Below are 14782 nucleotides of genomic sequence, written 5' to 3'. Positions count from 1 at the left end.
TGGCCGTCTGAATAAAACTGTCCTTCAATCATCAGGAATACAACATGACGAAATTGGTTCGTCCGCAAAAAATCAGCGATCAGGTTTTAGCCGTTTTGGAAGAACGTATCGCGACCGGCATTTATGAAGAAGGCAGTAAATTGCCTCCCGAACGTACGCTTGCGGAAGAATTCGGCGTGTCGCGTCCGTCGGTCAGGGTGGCGTTGAATATTTTAATTGCCAAGCAGGTTTTGGAAGCGCGGCAAGGCGATGGCTATTATGTTTCCGTCAAGCCGCAGCAGGATTTTTTGCAAAGCTGGCAGGATTTGCTCGGCAAACATACCAATTGGGAAACAGACGTATTCGATTTCAGCTGTCACGTTGAAGGCTGTATGGCGGCGCTGGCCGCTGAAAGACGGACTGATGCCGACTTGAAACGCATTGATTTTTGGCGGCAGAAATTTGAAGCGGCCTGCGAAAGCGGAAATTTGGAGCATCAAGCAGAGGCGGATGTCAGCTTTCATCAAACCATTGCCGATGCCGCACACAATATCCTGTTCAGCCACCTTTCCAGCAGCCTACTCAAAATGCTTTATCAGCAAACACGCAGTGGCATTATCTATATCCATCAAACCGAAGACCCGCGCCCGACGCTGATTGCCCAGCACCGCACTATTTTTGAAGCCATTGCCCAGGCCAAACCGGCCGAGGCGGCGGAAGCGGCCAAGCTGCATTTGAATTATGTCGCCCGCCGCATTTTGCAGGACAGGGAATATCAAAGCCGCAGCGAGCATGCGGATGTATTGGCGCAAAACGATTTGAAACGGGTAGATTGGTAGCCTTTAAAAATAATCAGGCCGTCTGAATTTTTTCAGACGGCCTGATTTTGCAAATAAGGTCTTTTAGTGCCACAATCTTCCCCATTCTGTCTAAAAACAAAGGAAGCACCATGTACCGTCATGTCGAGTATTATCCGGGTGACCCGATTTTGAGTTTGGTTGAAACCTTTAAACGCGACGAGCGTCCTGAAAAAGTCAATTTGAGCATCGGCATTTATTTTGATGACGAAGGCAAAATGCCGGTTTTAGAATCTGTCCGCCGGGCAGAAGCAGAGCGTGCGGCCGTACCGCGCCCATCGCCTTATCTGCCGATGGAAGGTTTGGACACTTATCGAAGTGCTGTTCAGCGTTTGCTGTTTGGGCAGGATAATCAGGCGCTGGCAGAAGGGCGCGTTGCAACCATACAGACTTTGGGCGGCTCAGGGGCGTTGAAAGTCGGTGCCGACTTTTTGCACCGTTGGTTCCCTGAAGCGAAAGCCTATGTCAGCGACCCGACTTGGGACAACCATAAAGGTATTTTTGAAGGCGCCGGTTTTGAAGTGGGGACGTATCCTTATTACAACCCTGAAACCGTCGGCGTAAAATTTGAAGAAATGACTGCGTTTTTCAAAACCTTGCCGGAAAACAGCGTCTTGATTTTGCACCCATGCTGTCAAAACCCAACCGGCGTCGATATGTCGCAAGCGCAATGGGATGAAGTGTTGGATATTATCAAAACGCACAAGCTGATTCCGTTTATGGATATTGCCTATCAAGGTTTCGGCGAGGATTTGGACAGCGATGCCTATGCAATCCGTAAAGCCGTTGAAATGGGCCTGCCTTTGTTTGTCAGCAATTCTTTTTCGAAAAACCTGTCACTGTACGGCGAGCGCGTCGGCGGTTTGAGCGCAGTGTGTCCCAATAAGGAAGAAGCAGAGCTGGTGTTCGGACAGTTGAAATTTACCGTCCGCCGCATTTATTCCAGCCCTGCCGCGCATGGCGCATATATCGCTTCCGATGTGATGAACAGCGATGATTTGCGCGCTTTGTGGGAAAACGAGGTTTACGCCATGCGCGACCGCATCCGTGCCATGCGTCAGAAACTTTATGATGTTTTGACGGCCAAAATCCCCAATCGCGATTTCCGCTATTTTATCAAACAGCGCGGCATGTTCAGCTATACAGGCCTGACCGTAGAGCAGGTATACTGCCTGCGTGACGAGTTTGCCGTTTATCTGCTGGATTCGGGCAGGATGTGTGTGGCAGGGTTGAATGCATCGAATATCGATTATGTGGCCGAAGCATTTGCCAAAGTGTTGCAATAGCCGTTTAATCTGAAATTGAATGTAGTTTTATTTGAAGTAAATCAAAAGGCCGTCTGAAAAATTTTCATCTTTCAGACGGCCTCTTTATAATTGGCGCACCCAACAGGGATCGAACCTGTGACCTCCAGCTTCGGAAACTGACACTCTTCCAACTGAGCTATGGGTGCGAGAGCCGTAAGGTTAACGCATATTGGCGCCGTTGGCAAAGTTTATCTTGAAAGTGTCAGAAAGTGGCATTGGCGGTCACGCTTTTGCATGGGTGGAATATTCAAATAACTACAAAGGTTTACAAGAATCAGACGGCCTTTTTGAGGATTTTTGCGTATCTTTTTCTCAAGATGGATTGGAAAGCCTTTGCGAATTCAGTATAATCCAGCAAAATATTGTTAACTGCGTTTAACACATAAACTATAACTTACAGCACAACCTAACCTAACGGCGAGGCCTACCAAATGAAACAACTCCGCGACTCCAAAGCCCAAGGCTCTGCATTGTTTACCCTTGTGAGCGGTATCGTTATTGCCATTGCAGTCATTTACTTCCTCATCAAATTGGCGGGCAGCGGCTCGTATGCAGACGTTGCCCAATCTTCCGAAACTGCTACCCAAACCCGCATCCAACCCGTAGGACAGCTTACCTTGGGAGACGGCATTCCGGTAGGCGAACGCAAAGGCGATCAGATTTTCAACAAAATCTGTATCCAGTGTCACGGCGCAGACAAATCCGTCCCCAACGCGCCGAAAATCGAAAATAACGGCGAATGGGCTCCCCGTATCGCACAAGGCTTCGATACCCTTTTCCAACACGCTCTGAACGGCTTTAACGCCATGCCTGCAAAAGGCGGCGCAGCCGATTTGACCGACCAAGAACTCAAACGCGTCATCACTTACATGGCGAACAAGAGCGGCGGTACCTTCCCTGATCCGGATGCCGCAGCTCCTGCCGATGCAGCCGCTTCCGGCGAAGCCGCTTCAGCTCCGGCGGCTGAAGGTGCAGCTCCTGCAGAAGCCCCTAAAGCAGATGCGGCCAAAGCAGATGACAAAGGTGCAGCGGCTCCGGCAGCCGGCGGTGCAGACGGTAAAAAAGTTTACGAAGCCAACTGCCAAGCATGTCATGGCGGTGCAGTTCCAGGTGTTCCTCATGTAGGTAAAAAAGAAGACTGGGCTCCTCGTATCAAACAAGGTAAAGACACCCTGCACAAACACGCACTCGAAGGCTTTAACGCAATGCCTGCCAAAGGCGGTAACGGTAGCCTGAGCGATGATGAAGTGAAAGCTGCAGTTGATTACATGGCTAATCAGTCTGGTGCTAAATTCTAAGATTTGATTTTGAATCTCGAATAGAAAGCGCATTCTGCAAAAGGATGCGCTTTTTTCGTGCAGGAAATCCGGATCTTGCTATAATACTGAAGTAGTAAATTATTCTCATGATCAAGGGTCGTCTGAAAGATTCAGACAGCCTTCGAATACAATCAAGATTCTTTTAAAGAAGTTCAACAATACTCACATACGACAAAACAATCACGGAGTTATCTCATGGCAAAAAAATATTTCGGTACTGACGGTGTGCGCGGCGAAGTCGGTCAGTTTCCTATCAATCCTGATTTTGTCTTGAAATTGGGTTATGCGGCAGGTCAGGTTTTGGTGCAGCACGAAGGCGAAATCAAACCGACTGTCTTGATCGGTAAAGACACGCGTATTTCAGGCTATATGCTGGAAGCCGCGCTGATTGCCGGTTTTACCGCCGCCGGTGTTAATGTTATTCAAACCGGCCCTCTGCCGACTCCGGGCGTGGCGTATTTGACCCGTGCTTTGCGTTTGTCTGCCGGTGTGATGATTTCTGCTTCCCACAACGTTTATTCCGACAACGGCATTAAATTCTTTGCCGAAGGCGGTGTGAAGCTGAGCGATGAAATCGAGTTGGAAATCGAAGCCAAAATCGATGAGGAAATGAAAACCCAGCCCTCCAGCCGTCTTGGCCGTGCGCGCCGGATTAATGGTGCGGATGACCGCTATATCGAGTTCTGTAAATCCACTTTCCCAAGCCATTTGGACTTGCGCGGTCTGAAATTGGTGGTCGATACCGCCAATGGTGCGGGCTATGCGGTTGCGCCTAAAGTATTCCATGAATTGGGTGCGCAAGTGGTCAGTATCGGTAATGAGCCGAACGGCTACAACATCAATGAAAAATGCGGTGCGACCCATCCGAAAGCTTTGCAAGCCGCTGTGTTGCAAAATGAAGCTGATTACGGCATTGCCTTGGATGGCGACGGCGACCGTTTGATGATGGTTGACCGCAATGGCAAAGTGTATGACGGCGACAGCTTGATTTATGTGATTGCCAAAGCACGCGCGCACGAAGGCGTGGAAATCGGCGGCGTTGTGGGTACGGTAATGACCAATATGGCGATGGAAGTTGCTTTGAAAGAGCAGGGCGTTGATTTCTGCCGCGCCAAAGTGGGCGACCGCTATGTGTTGGAACAGCTCCATCAACGCGGTTGGCTGATTGGCGGCGAAGCCAGCGGTCATATTTTGTGCATGGACAAACACAATACCGGCGACGGCATCATTTCCGCGCTGCAAGTTTTGGCTGCATTGCAAACCTTGAATCAAGACCTTGCCACCGTTTGCGCCGATTGGCAGCCGTATCCGCAAACCATGATTAACGTCCGCATCAAAAAAGGCCAAAACTGGCAGGATGCTTCCAAAGAGGCTTTGGCCGAAGTGGAAAAAGAACTCGAAGGCAAAGGCCGCGTGGTCTTGCGCGCATCCGGTACCGAGCCTGTCGTGCGTGTGATGGTGGAAGCCAAACAGGCGGACTGGGCGAAAAAAGGCGCAGAAAAAATTGCCGCTGCCATTCAAGGTCAAAAGTAACAGTGTGTTTGATTTTGAATTGAACTAAATAAAAGGCCGTCTGTTGTTCAGACGGCCTTTGTGTTTCATTAGAAGCTTAGTTGCTCAAGACATCAACGCCTTTAGGAGGGGTGAATTTGAACATACCGCTGGAAAGGTTAGGCTTAGTGTTCAAACCGCTGAAGCTGATGCTGGTTTGGTTGCCAAAGCTGTCTTTCAGCTGCATGGCGGCAAGGTTGTCGCCTTTGAAGCCGATGCGGATGTATTGGTAGCCGGCGTTGTTTTTCTTAGGCGTAGCCAAAACGTAGTCGATGCCGTTGGCAGAGCCGTCTTCTTTCAGCGTGTAGCTGCTGTCCAATGCGGTTTTGTTGGAGAGAATGGCGGCAGGGCTGTCGCCGATGGTTTGGTCTTGTGAGGACTTGGTTACTTGCGCCAAATCTACGTCATAGAGCCAAATGGTTTTGCCGTCGCCAACGATGGTTTGTTTGTAGGGTTTGGTGTATTCCCATTTGAACAAACCCGGGCGCAGGATTTTGAATGTGCCGTATGTGGTTTGGGTTTTCTTTTTGCTGTGAACGGTTTGGCTGAAGTTGCCGCTGATACCGTCGGCGTCATTATTGAATTTTTTCAGGGCGTCCACTGCGCCGGCTTGTGCAAAGCCGATGGCTGAAGAAAGCAGCGCGGCAGCGGTCAGGGTGAACAGTTGGTTGGTTTTCATGTTTTGGTTCCTTGTTCGGAGAGATGGGTTCAGTATAGACGTTATGGTGTAACAGGCAAGGGGCTGAAGGGCGGGTTTAATTTGTGTAAATATGAAAAATCCAAGCAAGTATCTGAAATAATTTTATTTCTTCAGACGGCCTGTATTTGGTTTTGACGTTTTTTTAATGAAACGCATAAGGGCTTGGTGTGGTATTTAATGTCATTTTACGGAAAGCGTGAAATTATAGTCTTTCTGTTTGCTTTTTAAAACGGTTATAATATTTATCTTTTGAAAACAATGGTTTTGTATGTATCTGAATCCTTATCCTTTATTGGAGCAGGCTTTGCTGTCGGACAATCCGGATGAAAAAGGAAAATTGACGCAGGCCTTGTTTGCGCAGTTGGGCGAGGCGGAAGGCTTGACGGCTGAAGCGTCGAAACCCGTGGATTGCCGTTTTGCAGGCCATCCGTTGCGTCCGCGGTTGGTTGCGCCTTCGGAGGTTACGCCGCGCAAGATGAATACGGTCGAAGGCTATGCGGCGATGTTGCATGCGATTGCGCACATTGAATTTAACGCGATTAATCTGGCTTTGGATGCGGCGTATCGTTTCCACAATATGCCGTTTCAGTTTGTACGCGATTGGGTAAGGGTGGCGAAAGAAGAAGTGTTTCACTTCGGCTTGATGCGTGGCCGTCTGAACAGCTTGGGCTACGATTACGGCGATTTTGAAGCGCACGGGCATTTGTGGGACATGGCGTATAAAACCGCTTACGATCCTTTGCTACGCATGGCTTTGGTGCCGCGGGTGTTGGAAGCGCGCGGTTTGGATGTTACGCCGGGTATTCGTGCAAAAGTGGCGCAGCGCGGCGATATGGAAACCTGCGATGTGCTGGATATTATTTACCGCGATGAAGTGGGGCATGTCGCTATCGGCAATCATTGGTATCAGCATCTTTGCCGTGAGCGCGGTTTGGAACCGGTCGCCCTGTTCCGCAGCCTGATTGCGCGTTACGATATGTTTATCTTCCGCGGTTACGTCAATATCGAAGCGAGGGAACGTGCTGGATTCAGCCGTTTCGAGCTGGATATGTTGGAAGATTTTGAGAAAAGTTTGAAACAGGATAAAAAGGCCGTCTGAAACGGTAAAACCATCATGGCACATCATCACGATCATTCGCACGCGCATACGCATACCGCCAACAAGCAGGTATTGCGCATTTCATTTTTCGTCATTGCCGGATTTATGCTGGTTGAGGCGGTCGGCGGCTGGCTGACCAATTCTTTGGCCCTGCTTTCCGATGCGGGGCATATGTTCAGCGATGCGTTTTCGTTGGGCATGGCATTGTGGGCATTCAAACTTGGCGAGAAACAGACCACGCTGCAAAAGACATTCGGTTACAAGCGTTTTGAAATTTTGACGGCAATGTTTAACGGATTGTCGCTGGTGTTGATTGCGGCGATGATTTTTTATGAAGCAGTCAAACGATTGTTTTATCCGCCGGAAATTTTGACGGGCGGCATGTTGGTGGTCAGTATTATCGGGTTGCTGGTCAACATCGGCGTCGCCGTTTATATGTTGAAAAATAGTGATACCGAAGAAAACGTTAATATGCGCGGCGCGTATCTGCATGTAATCAGCGATTTGTTCGGCTCGATAGGGGCGATTGTCGCAGCAGTGCTGATAATGGCGTATGGCTGGCAATGGGCGGATACAGTTGCCAGCGTATTGGTGGCGGCTTTGGTAGGGCGCAGCGGCTGGACGCTGTTTAAACAGACTTTGCACATTTTGATGGAAGGCGCGCCGGAAAACATCCATACCAATGAGTTGCTCAGCGTGATCCGCAATACGGAAGGCGTAAAATCCGTTCACGACTTGCATGTTTGGACGATTACCAGCAATATCCACGTTTTATCCTGCCATATTGTCGTAGATGGCAGCATGACGGTTGCCGAATCCGAACAAATCGCCTACCGCATCGAACATGAATTGGCGCATCACAACATCGGGCATTGTACGATTCAGATTGAAAGCGAACGGCACCCGCATAAAGATGAAGTCTTGTGTTCACAGGAAATGCATGAACATCATCACCATTAACCATATTCAGGCCGTCTGAAACTTGTTGGATTGTTCAGACGGCCTTCTAAAATCATCAAAGGAACACTTATGACCCAAGCCGTATTATTCGACCTTGACGGCACGCTTGCCGATACCGCACTTGATTTGGGTGGCGCGCTCAACACGGTATTGCGCCGACACGGTTTGCCTGAAAAAAGCATGGATGAAATCCGTCCGCAGGCCAGCCACGGTGCGAGCGGTTTGCTCAAACTCGGTGCAGGCATTACGCCCGAGCATCCGGACTATATGCAATGGCGCAAAGAGTTTTTGGACGAATACAGCCGCTGCTATGCCGACCAAACCATCTTGTTCGACGGCGTAAACGAAATGCTGGAAGCCTTAGTTCGACGCGGTATCCAATGGGGCATTATCACCAACAAGCCTATGCGCTTTACCGATGTCCTCGTGCCTAAGCTCGGGTTTACCGTGCATCCTGCCGTCATTGTCAGCGGCGATACATGCGATGAACCCAAGCCCAGCGTGAAGCCCATGTTTTATGCGTGCGAACAGATGGGTGTCGAAGCGCAGCGATGTTTTTATGTCGGCGATGCCGAGCGCGATATGCAGGCAGGCAAGAATGCCGGGATGACAACCGTGCTTGCCGATTGGGGCTATATTTCTGCCGAAGACCAAACCGAAAACTGGCTTGCCGATTTCCGTATTGCCACGCCTTTGGATTTGTTGGCAATCTTGCGTTAAAACCCTGTAATAATCCGTTTTCAGACGGCCTGAAACGGCGTAAAATTACATGAATCTGTATTTTTTCAACCGTTTTACTACTTGTAAAGAGAAAAATCATGTTTTTCAAGCATATCGAAGCAGCTCCTGCTGATCCGATTTTAGGTTTGGGTGAAGCGTTTAAAGCCGAAACCCGTCCCGAAAAAGTCAATCTCGGCATCGGCGTGTACAAAGACGCATCCGGCGCAACGCCTATTGTCAAAGCCGTCAAAGAGGCTGAAAAACGCCTGTTGGAAAGTGAAACAACCAAAAACTACCTGACCATCGACGGTGTTGCCGACTACAACGAACAAACCCAAATTCTGCTGTTTGGCAAAGACCACGAAATCATTGCAAGCCGTCGCGCCAAAACAGCGCAAAGCCTTGGCGGTACAGGCGCATTGCGTATTGCGGCCGAGTTTGCCAAACGTCAGTTGAACGCGCAAACCATCTGGATTTCCAATCCGACTTGGCCAAACCACAATGCAATCGCCAAAGCGGTCGGTATCCAAGACAAACCTTATCGCTACTATGATGCCGCCAAACACGGTTTGGATTGGGACGGCATGATTGAAGACTTGAGCCAAGCGCAAAAAGGCGACATCGTCCTGCTGCACGGCTGCTGCCACAATCCTACCGGTATCGACCCTACGCCCGAACAATGGGAAACTTTGGCTAAACTTTCTGCTGAAAAAGGCTGGTTGCCGCTGTTTGACTTTGCCTACCAAGGCTTCGGCAACGGCTTGGAAGAAGATGCCTACGGCTTGCGTGTATTCTTGAAATACAATAAAGAATTGCTGATTGCCAGTTCTTATTCCAAAAACTTCGGTATGTACAATGAGCGTGTCGGCGCGTTCACTTTGGTGGCCGAAGATGAAGAAACTGCAGCCCGCGCCCACAGCCAAGTCAAAACCATCATCCGTACCTTGTATTCCAACCCGGCTTCACACGGTGCGAACACCATTGCGCTGGTGTTGAAAAATGATGATTTGAAAGCACAATGGATTGCTGAACTCGATGAAATGCGCGGCCGCATCAAAGCCATGCGTCAAAAATTTGTCGAATTGCTTAAAGCAAAAGGCGCAAGCCAAGACTTTGATTTCATTATCGAACAAAACGGCATGTTCTCTTTCAGCGGCTTGACTCCTGAACAAGTTGACCGTTTGAAAAACGAGTTTGCCATTTATGCCGTCCGCTCCGGCCGCATCAACGTTGCCGGCATTACTGATGACAATATCGATTATTTGTGCGAGAGCATTGTAAAAGTGTTGTAATTGTCGAATTAAAGGCAAAGGCCGTCTGAATCGTTCAGACGGCCTTTATTTTTGACTTGTCAGCTTATCCGGCAACTGCGTTCATCCCCCAATAAATCATAGCATAGCGCAGCAGTTTGCCTGCAATCAGAATAATGGCGCAATGCAGGGCATTGAGCCTGAGCCAGCCTGCGGCAAGGGGGAGGGCATCGCCGATAATCGGCAACCATGCGAACAACAGCGGCCAAATTCCCCAATGATTAAGCCTTTCCAACATTTTTTCAGACGGCCTTTTTTTATTTGGAAACATCCTGCCCATGTAATACGAAACCATACTGCCCAAGCCATTCGCCAATCCGGCACACAAACATGCGCCGAGGGCATGTTGCGGATATTGGTACACAAATGCGGCGTATGCCGCCTCGGATGTACCCGGAAGTAGTGTGGCAGAAGTAAAGGCAGAGGCAATCAGGCCAAGGTAAGCGTAAAGAAGAGGCATATTTTGAGTTATATCAAGGAGTATTGTAAAAAAGAAATAACAGGCTTAATAAGAGGATTATGCCTTTATTTTTTAATCTATCAAAAGATAAATCCAATATTATTGAATTTTTTAAAATTAAACGGTTGAAGGATAATGTAGTCGGCTGTTAGAAAATAGTTTTCAAAGTGACGGATTATCAGTATGATACGGGCGGCTGTTAATGGGTGTTAAGTTTAATGAACTGATTTAAGCTCATTTCCCCAGCGAATCTTAACAAAACGAAAGGCAAATCATGTCTGCGCATTCACAACAAAATCATACTCCTGCGCTGGTTGTCCTAACCACACTCTTTTTCATGATGGGTTTCATTACCTGCATGAACGATATTTTGATTCCGCATTTGAAAGATATTTTCGACCTGACTTATGTTCAGGCGATGCTGATTCAATTCTGTTTCTTTACCGCTTACGCGATTATGTCGATTCCTATGGGTTATTTGGTCGGCAAAATCGGCTATAAAAACGGCGTGATCGGCGGTTTCTTATTGACTGCCATCGGCTGTCTGTTGTTCTATCCTGCCGCCGGCAGCCATTCTTATCCTACTTTCTTGGGTGCGCTGTTTATTTTGGCTTCAGGTGTAACACTGTTGCAAGTAGCGGGTAACCCTTATGTGACTTTGCTGTCCAAACCGGGTAAAGAATCTGCAACACTGACTTTGGTTCAGGCATTTAACTCTTTGGGTACGACCATTGCTCCGCAAATCGGCGCATTCATGATTTTGGCTGATGCAACACAAACTGTCAGCAAAGCCGAGCAAATTTCTTCTGTTCAAATTCCGTATTTAGGGTTGGCCGGTTTACTGATTATTTTGGCTGTGTTTGTCAAAATGATTCGTTTGCCTGATGCGCGTAAAATTGCCGAAGAAGAGAGCGAACATAACCATGATGGCAAACACAGTGTTTGGCAATACCGTCATTTGGTTTTTGGTGCGGCCGGTATTTTCTGTTATGTCGGTGCGGAAGTATCCATCGGTTCTTTATTGGTCAGCGTGTTGGGCTATCTGAAAGGTTTGGACCACGCATCTGCCGCAAAATATCTGTCGTTCTACTGGGGCGGTGCAATGGTCGGCCGTTTCTTAGGCTCTGCCATCATGGCGAAAATTGCGCCTAACCGCTATTTGGCATTCAATGCTACCGCTGCTGTTGCCCTGTTGGGCGTTGCTATGTTGGCAGGTAAAGCCAGTGCAGATGTTGCGATGTGGGCATTGTTGGCCATCGGCTTCTTCAACTCCATCATGTTCCCAACGATTTTCTCTTTGGCAACCAAAGGTCTTGGCCGATTTACCAGCAGCGCTTCCGGCGTGTTGTGTACTGCGATTGTCGGCGGTGCGGTTGTGCCTGTGGTACAAGGTTGGGCTGCGGATACTTACGGCTTGATGATTTCTTTCGTTGTATCAGCGATTTGTTATATATACATCGTCTTCTTTGCGATTAAAGGCTACAAAGCTGACGAATAATTCATCATGATAACAGGCCGTCTGAAACCTTATGGGATTTCAGACGGCCTTTTGACTTTGTGGCATAATGATTTAAATGACAGGAGGAAAAAATGGCCAAAATCATTTTGCTGCATGGCTTGCATATGCATTCGTGGGTCATGAGACCGCTGGCGTATTTGCTGGAACAAGAAGGTTTTGAAGTTGCGCTGTTCAATTATTGCAGTGTGTTGCATTCAATGAACCGACATGTTGAGGACTTGGCCCGATGGATTGATGAGAACCATGCTGATGAAACGCTGCACTTTGTCGGCCACAGTTTGGGCGGCTTGGTTTTACGCAATTTTGCGGCGGGATATCCGGAAAAAGTCAGCGGCCGTATCGTTACCATGGGTACGCCGCATCAAGGCAGCCGTGCCGCGCAACGCGTGCTCAATTTGGGTTTGCAAAAGCCGGTATTGGGCGGCTCTTACAAAGGGGCGTTGGACGGCAGTATGCCTGAGTTGCCTGTCGGTATTGAGTTGGGCAGTATCGCCGGTAACAAACCATATGGACTGGGCCGTGTTTTAGGTTTGCACGGCGCACATGATGGTACGGTCTTGGTCAGCGAAACGCATTGTCCGAATATGCGCGATCATGTCGTTTTGCCGGTCAGCCATAGCGGTATGCTGTTCAACCGCAAAACTGCCGGGCAGGTGGTGGCATTTTTGCATGATGGATATTTTAAAAAGCAATAAAACACTATTTATTCTGATTAAAAAATATTTTATTCTAAATAATTTGTTTATTTTAAAGAAAATGGCAAGGATTTGTGAGCATTGTTTTCGTAAAATAATCAGCAGGCCGTCTGAAACCGGTTTTTCAGACGGCCTGTTATGCTAAAATCTGTTAAATACTTATTAAAAAGGCAAAGAACAATGTTTGCTTTCAAATCCTTACTCAATATGCCGCGTTTCGAAGCCATTGCGGTGGCCTTGGCTTTGGTGGCGGCAATGGGTTATACGATTATTTCGCTTGAATGGCTGCCGCATATGTCGATTGTGACGGCGATTGTGGTCTTGCTTTTGTACGGTTTGATGCGCGGCTTGAAATATCAAGACATGCAAAACGGTATGATCGGCGCGGTCGGGCAGGGCATGGGCGCGATTTATCTGTTTTTCTTTATCGGCCTGATGGTCAGCGCGCTGATGATGAGCGGTGCGATTCCGACGCTGATGTATTACGGTTTCGGATTGATTTCGCCGACTTATTTTTATTTCTCGGCGTTTGCGCTTTGCTCGGTCATCGGTATTTCCATCGGCAGTAGTTTGACGACTTGTGCGACTGTCGGCGTGGCATTTATGGGGATGGCGGCTGCGTTTCATGCCGATATGGCGATGACGGCAGGTGCGATTGTGTCGGGCGCGTTCTTTGGCGATAAAATGTCGCCGCTTTCCGATACGACCGGTATTTCCGCTTCGATTGTCGGCATTGATTTGTTCGAGCACATCAAAAATATGATGTACACCACTGTGCCTGCGTGGTTGATCAGTGCGGCGTTGATGTTGTGGCTCTTGCCCAATGTGGCCGCGCATGACATGAACAGCGTCGAGGCTTTCCGCGCACAATTGGAAGCAACCGGTTTGGTGCATGCTTATTCATTGATTCCGTTTGCTTTATTGGTTATCCTTGCCCTGATGCGCGTCAATGCCATTGTGGCCATGTTGTTTACCGTTGTGGTGGCGCTGATTGTGACTTACTTCCACAGTACGCCTGATTTGAAACAGCTGGGCGCGTGGTTTTACAGCGGATACAAACTCGAAGGCGAAGCATTCAAAGACATTGCCCGCTTGATTTCGCGCGGCGGCTTGGAAAGCATGTTCTTTACGCAAACCATCGTGATACTCGGCATGAGCTTGGGCGGCCTGTTGTTCAGTATTGGTGTGATTCCGTCTTTGTTGGAAGCCATTCGTGCGTTCCTGACCAATGCCGGACGTGCTACTTTCAGCGTGGCCATGACATCGGTCGGTGTCAACTTCCTGATTGGCGAGCAATATTTGAGTATTCTGCTTTCCGGCGAAACCTTTAAGCCGGTTTATGACAAACTCGGCCTGCATTCGCGCAACCTTGCCCGTACGCTGGAAGATGCGGGTACGGTTATCAACCCGTTGGTGCCTTGGAGCGTCTGCGGCGTATTCATCAGCCATGCTTTGGGCGTGCCTGTTTGGGAATACCTGCCTTACGCCTTCTTCTGCTACTTGAGCTTGGCTCTGACGCTGGTGTTTGGCTGGACAGGGCTGACTTTGAGTAAAAAATAAACAGTAGGCTGTTTGATCATCAGGCCGTCTGAATGCGTTTCAGACGGCCTGCTTTGTTTAAAACAGCCCCATCGGATATAATTGCCGCGCCATATAAAAACAATTCCAACCATGAACAAACAAATCCGCCAAGAAATTTTCGAGCGTTTCCGCGCTGCCAATCCTCATCCGACTACCGAGTTGAATTTCAGCTCGCCGTTTGAGCTGCTCATCGCTGTTTTATTGTCTGCTCAGGCGACTGATGTCGGCGTGAACAAAGCGACTGCCAAACTCTTTCCCGTTGCCAATACGCCGCAAGCCATGTTGGATTTGGGGCTGGATGGCGTGATGGAATACACCAAAACCATAGGCCTCTACAAAACCAAATCCAAACACATCATGCAGACTTGCCGTATTTTGCTGGAAAAATACAATGGCGAAGTGCCTGCCGACCGCGAGGCTTTGGAATCTTTGCCCGGTGTCGGCCGAAAAACTGCCAACGTGGTATTGAATACTGCATTCGGGCAACCTGTTATGGCAGTCGATACCCACATTTTCCGTGTGGCCAACCGCACCAAAATCGCGCCGGGCAAGGATGTGCGTGAAGTTGAAGACAAGCTGATGCGCTTTATTCCCAAAGAATTTTTGATGGATGCCCATCATTGGTTGATTTTGCACGGTCGCTATACATGTAAGGCTTTGAAACCGCAATGCAGCAAATGTTTGATTAATGATTTGTGCGAATATCCGGCAAAACTGTAAATAAA

14 protein-coding genes and 1 tRNA gene are annotated in these 14782 nt (G+C 48.6%); 12 read left to right on the top strand and 3 right to left on the bottom strand.

All coding sequences use genetic code 11. The features are described from left to right. Window positions 1-44 precede the first annotated feature (44 nt). The gene (locus FOC66_RS05795; protein WP_003747565.1) at window positions 45-818 is read left to right on the top strand and encodes a FadR/GntR family transcriptional regulator; all 774 of its coding nucleotides are present in this window, start codon (window positions 45-47) and stop codon (window positions 816-818) included. Between the two features lie 110 nt (window positions 819-928). After that, window positions 929-2122: an aromatic amino acid transaminase gene (locus tag FOC66_RS05790; protein WP_003747563.1), complete on the top strand. Its 1194-nt coding sequence runs from the start codon at window positions 929-931 to the stop codon at window positions 2120-2122. A 91-nt stretch (window positions 2123-2213) separates the two neighbouring features. Here FOC66_RS05790 and FOC66_RS05785 read toward each other — a convergent pair. Further along, window positions 2214-2289 (bottom strand) — tRNA-Arg (locus tag FOC66_RS05785). A gap of 285 nt (window positions 2290-2574) precedes the next feature. On the opposite strand from FOC66_RS05785, the gene FOC66_RS05780 reads away from it, so the two are divergent. Together FOC66_RS05780 and glmM are read left to right on the top strand one after the other, a co-directional pair. Beyond that, window positions 2575-3441: a c-type cytochrome gene (locus FOC66_RS05780; RefSeq protein WP_003747559.1), complete on the top strand. Its 867-nt coding sequence runs from the start codon at window positions 2575-2577 to the stop codon at window positions 3439-3441. A gap of 216 nt (window positions 3442-3657) precedes the next feature. After that, a complete protein-coding gene (gene glmM / locus FOC66_RS05775) occupies window positions 3658-4995 on the top strand; it encodes a phosphoglucosamine mutase (RefSeq protein ID WP_003747557.1) in 1338 nt (445 codons plus the stop codon). 76 nt (window positions 4996-5071) lie between these two features. Here glmM and lolA read toward each other — a convergent pair whose 3' ends face one another. Beyond that, window positions 5072-5692: an outer membrane lipoprotein chaperone LolA gene (lolA, locus tag FOC66_RS05770; protein WP_003747555.1), complete on the bottom strand. Its 621-nt coding sequence runs from the start codon at window positions 5690-5692 to the stop codon at window positions 5072-5074. A 289-nt stretch (window positions 5693-5981) separates the two neighbouring features. Here lolA and FOC66_RS05765 point away from each other — a divergent pair, with 289 nt between their 5' ends. From FOC66_RS05765 to FOC66_RS05750, 4 genes are all read left to right on the top strand, one after another. Continuing rightward, on the top strand, window positions 5982-6812 hold the full coding sequence (locus tag FOC66_RS05765) for a ferritin-like domain-containing protein (RefSeq protein ID WP_003747554.1): 831 nt from the start codon (window positions 5982-5984) through the stop codon (window positions 6810-6812). A 15-nt stretch (window positions 6813-6827) separates the two neighbouring features. After that, a complete protein-coding gene (locus FOC66_RS05760; RefSeq protein WP_003747552.1) occupies window positions 6828-7772 on the top strand; it encodes a cation diffusion facilitator family transporter in 945 nt (314 codons plus the stop codon). A 69-nt stretch (window positions 7773-7841) separates the two neighbouring features. Next, entirely contained in the window at window positions 7842-8492 is a 651-nt protein-coding gene (locus tag FOC66_RS05755) for an HAD family hydrolase (protein WP_003747550.1), read from the top strand. 98 nt (window positions 8493-8590) lie between these two features. Then, window positions 8591-9784, top strand: coding sequence for an amino acid aminotransferase (locus FOC66_RS05750; protein WP_003747548.1), 1194 nt, complete (start codon window positions 8591-8593; stop codon window positions 9782-9784). Window positions 9785-9848: 64 nt separating this feature from the next. Here the strand turns inward: FOC66_RS05750 and FOC66_RS05745 are convergent, their stop codons facing one another. Then, window positions 9849-10262: a YqaA family protein gene (locus FOC66_RS05745; protein ID WP_003747545.1), complete on the bottom strand. Its 414-nt coding sequence runs from the start codon at window positions 10260-10262 to the stop codon at window positions 9849-9851. Between the two features lie 274 nt (window positions 10263-10536). Here FOC66_RS05745 and FOC66_RS05740 point away from each other — a divergent pair, with 274 nt between their 5' ends. From FOC66_RS05740 to nth, 4 genes are all read left to right on the top strand, one after another. Further along, window positions 10537-11760 carry a sugar MFS transporter gene (locus tag FOC66_RS05740; RefSeq protein ID WP_003747544.1) on the top strand — a complete coding sequence of 408 codons (1224 nt, stop codon included), beginning with the start codon at window positions 10537-10539 and terminating at the stop codon, window positions 11758-11760. A gap of 92 nt (window positions 11761-11852) precedes the next feature. Beyond that, window positions 11853-12476, top strand: a complete 624-nt coding sequence (locus tag FOC66_RS05735; RefSeq protein WP_003747542.1) for an alpha/beta fold hydrolase — start codon at window positions 11853-11855, stop codon at window positions 12474-12476. Window positions 12477-12656: 180 nt separating this feature from the next. Then, window positions 12657-14036 carry a Na+/H+ antiporter NhaC gene (gene nhaC, locus FOC66_RS05730; RefSeq protein WP_003747540.1) on the top strand — a complete coding sequence of 460 codons (1380 nt, stop codon included), beginning with the start codon at window positions 12657-12659 and terminating at the stop codon, window positions 14034-14036. Window positions 14037-14147: 111 nt separating this feature from the next. Further along, window positions 14148-14777: an endonuclease III gene (gene nth / locus FOC66_RS05725; RefSeq protein ID WP_003747538.1), complete on the top strand. Its 630-nt coding sequence runs from the start codon at window positions 14148-14150 to the stop codon at window positions 14775-14777. The last annotated feature ends 5 nt before the right edge of the window (window positions 14778-14782 follow it).

The sequence above is a fragment of the Neisseria mucosa genome (genome assembly GCF_013267835.1).
Taxonomy (GTDB): domain Bacteria; phylum Pseudomonadota; class Gammaproteobacteria; order Burkholderiales; family Neisseriaceae; genus Neisseria.
This window is presented reverse-complemented; position numbering and strand designations above follow the sequence as displayed.

Coding starts and splice junctions, on each gene's coding strand:
- FOC66_RS05735 (WP_003747542.1), top strand. CDS start 11,853: ATGGCCAAAATCATTTTGCTGCATGGCTTGCATATGCATTCGTGGGTC.
- FOC66_RS05740 (WP_003747544.1), top strand. CDS start 10,537: ATGTCTGCGCATTCACAACAAAATCATACTCCTGCGCTGGTTGTCCTA.
- FOC66_RS05790 (WP_003747563.1), top strand. CDS start 929: ATGTACCGTCATGTCGAGTATTATCCGGGTGACCCGATTTTGAGTTTG.
- FOC66_RS05780 (WP_003747559.1), top strand. CDS start 2,575: ATGAAACAACTCCGCGACTCCAAAGCCCAAGGCTCTGCATTGTTTACC.
- nhaC (WP_003747540.1), top strand. CDS start 12,657: ATGTTTGCTTTCAAATCCTTACTCAATATGCCGCGTTTCGAAGCCATT.
- FOC66_RS05745 (WP_003747545.1), bottom strand. CDS start 10,262: ATGCCTCTTCTTTACGCTTACCTTGGCCTGATTGCCTCTGCCTTTACT.
- FOC66_RS05750 (WP_003747548.1), top strand. CDS start 8,591: ATGTTTTTCAAGCATATCGAAGCAGCTCCTGCTGATCCGATTTTAGGT.
- lolA (WP_003747555.1), bottom strand. CDS start 5,692: ATGAAAACCAACCAACTGTTCACCCTGACCGCTGCCGCGCTGCTTTCT.
- glmM (WP_003747557.1), top strand. CDS start 3,658: ATGGCAAAAAAATATTTCGGTACTGACGGTGTGCGCGGCGAAGTCGGT.
- nth (WP_003747538.1), top strand. CDS start 14,148: ATGAACAAACAAATCCGCCAAGAAATTTTCGAGCGTTTCCGCGCTGCC.
- FOC66_RS05765 (WP_003747554.1), top strand. CDS start 5,982: ATGTATCTGAATCCTTATCCTTTATTGGAGCAGGCTTTGCTGTCGGAC.
- FOC66_RS05755 (WP_003747550.1), top strand. CDS start 7,842: ATGACCCAAGCCGTATTATTCGACCTTGACGGCACGCTTGCCGATACC.
- FOC66_RS05760 (WP_003747552.1), top strand. CDS start 6,828: ATGGCACATCATCACGATCATTCGCACGCGCATACGCATACCGCCAAC.
- FOC66_RS05795 (WP_003747565.1), top strand. CDS start 45: ATGACGAAATTGGTTCGTCCGCAAAAAATCAGCGATCAGGTTTTAGCC.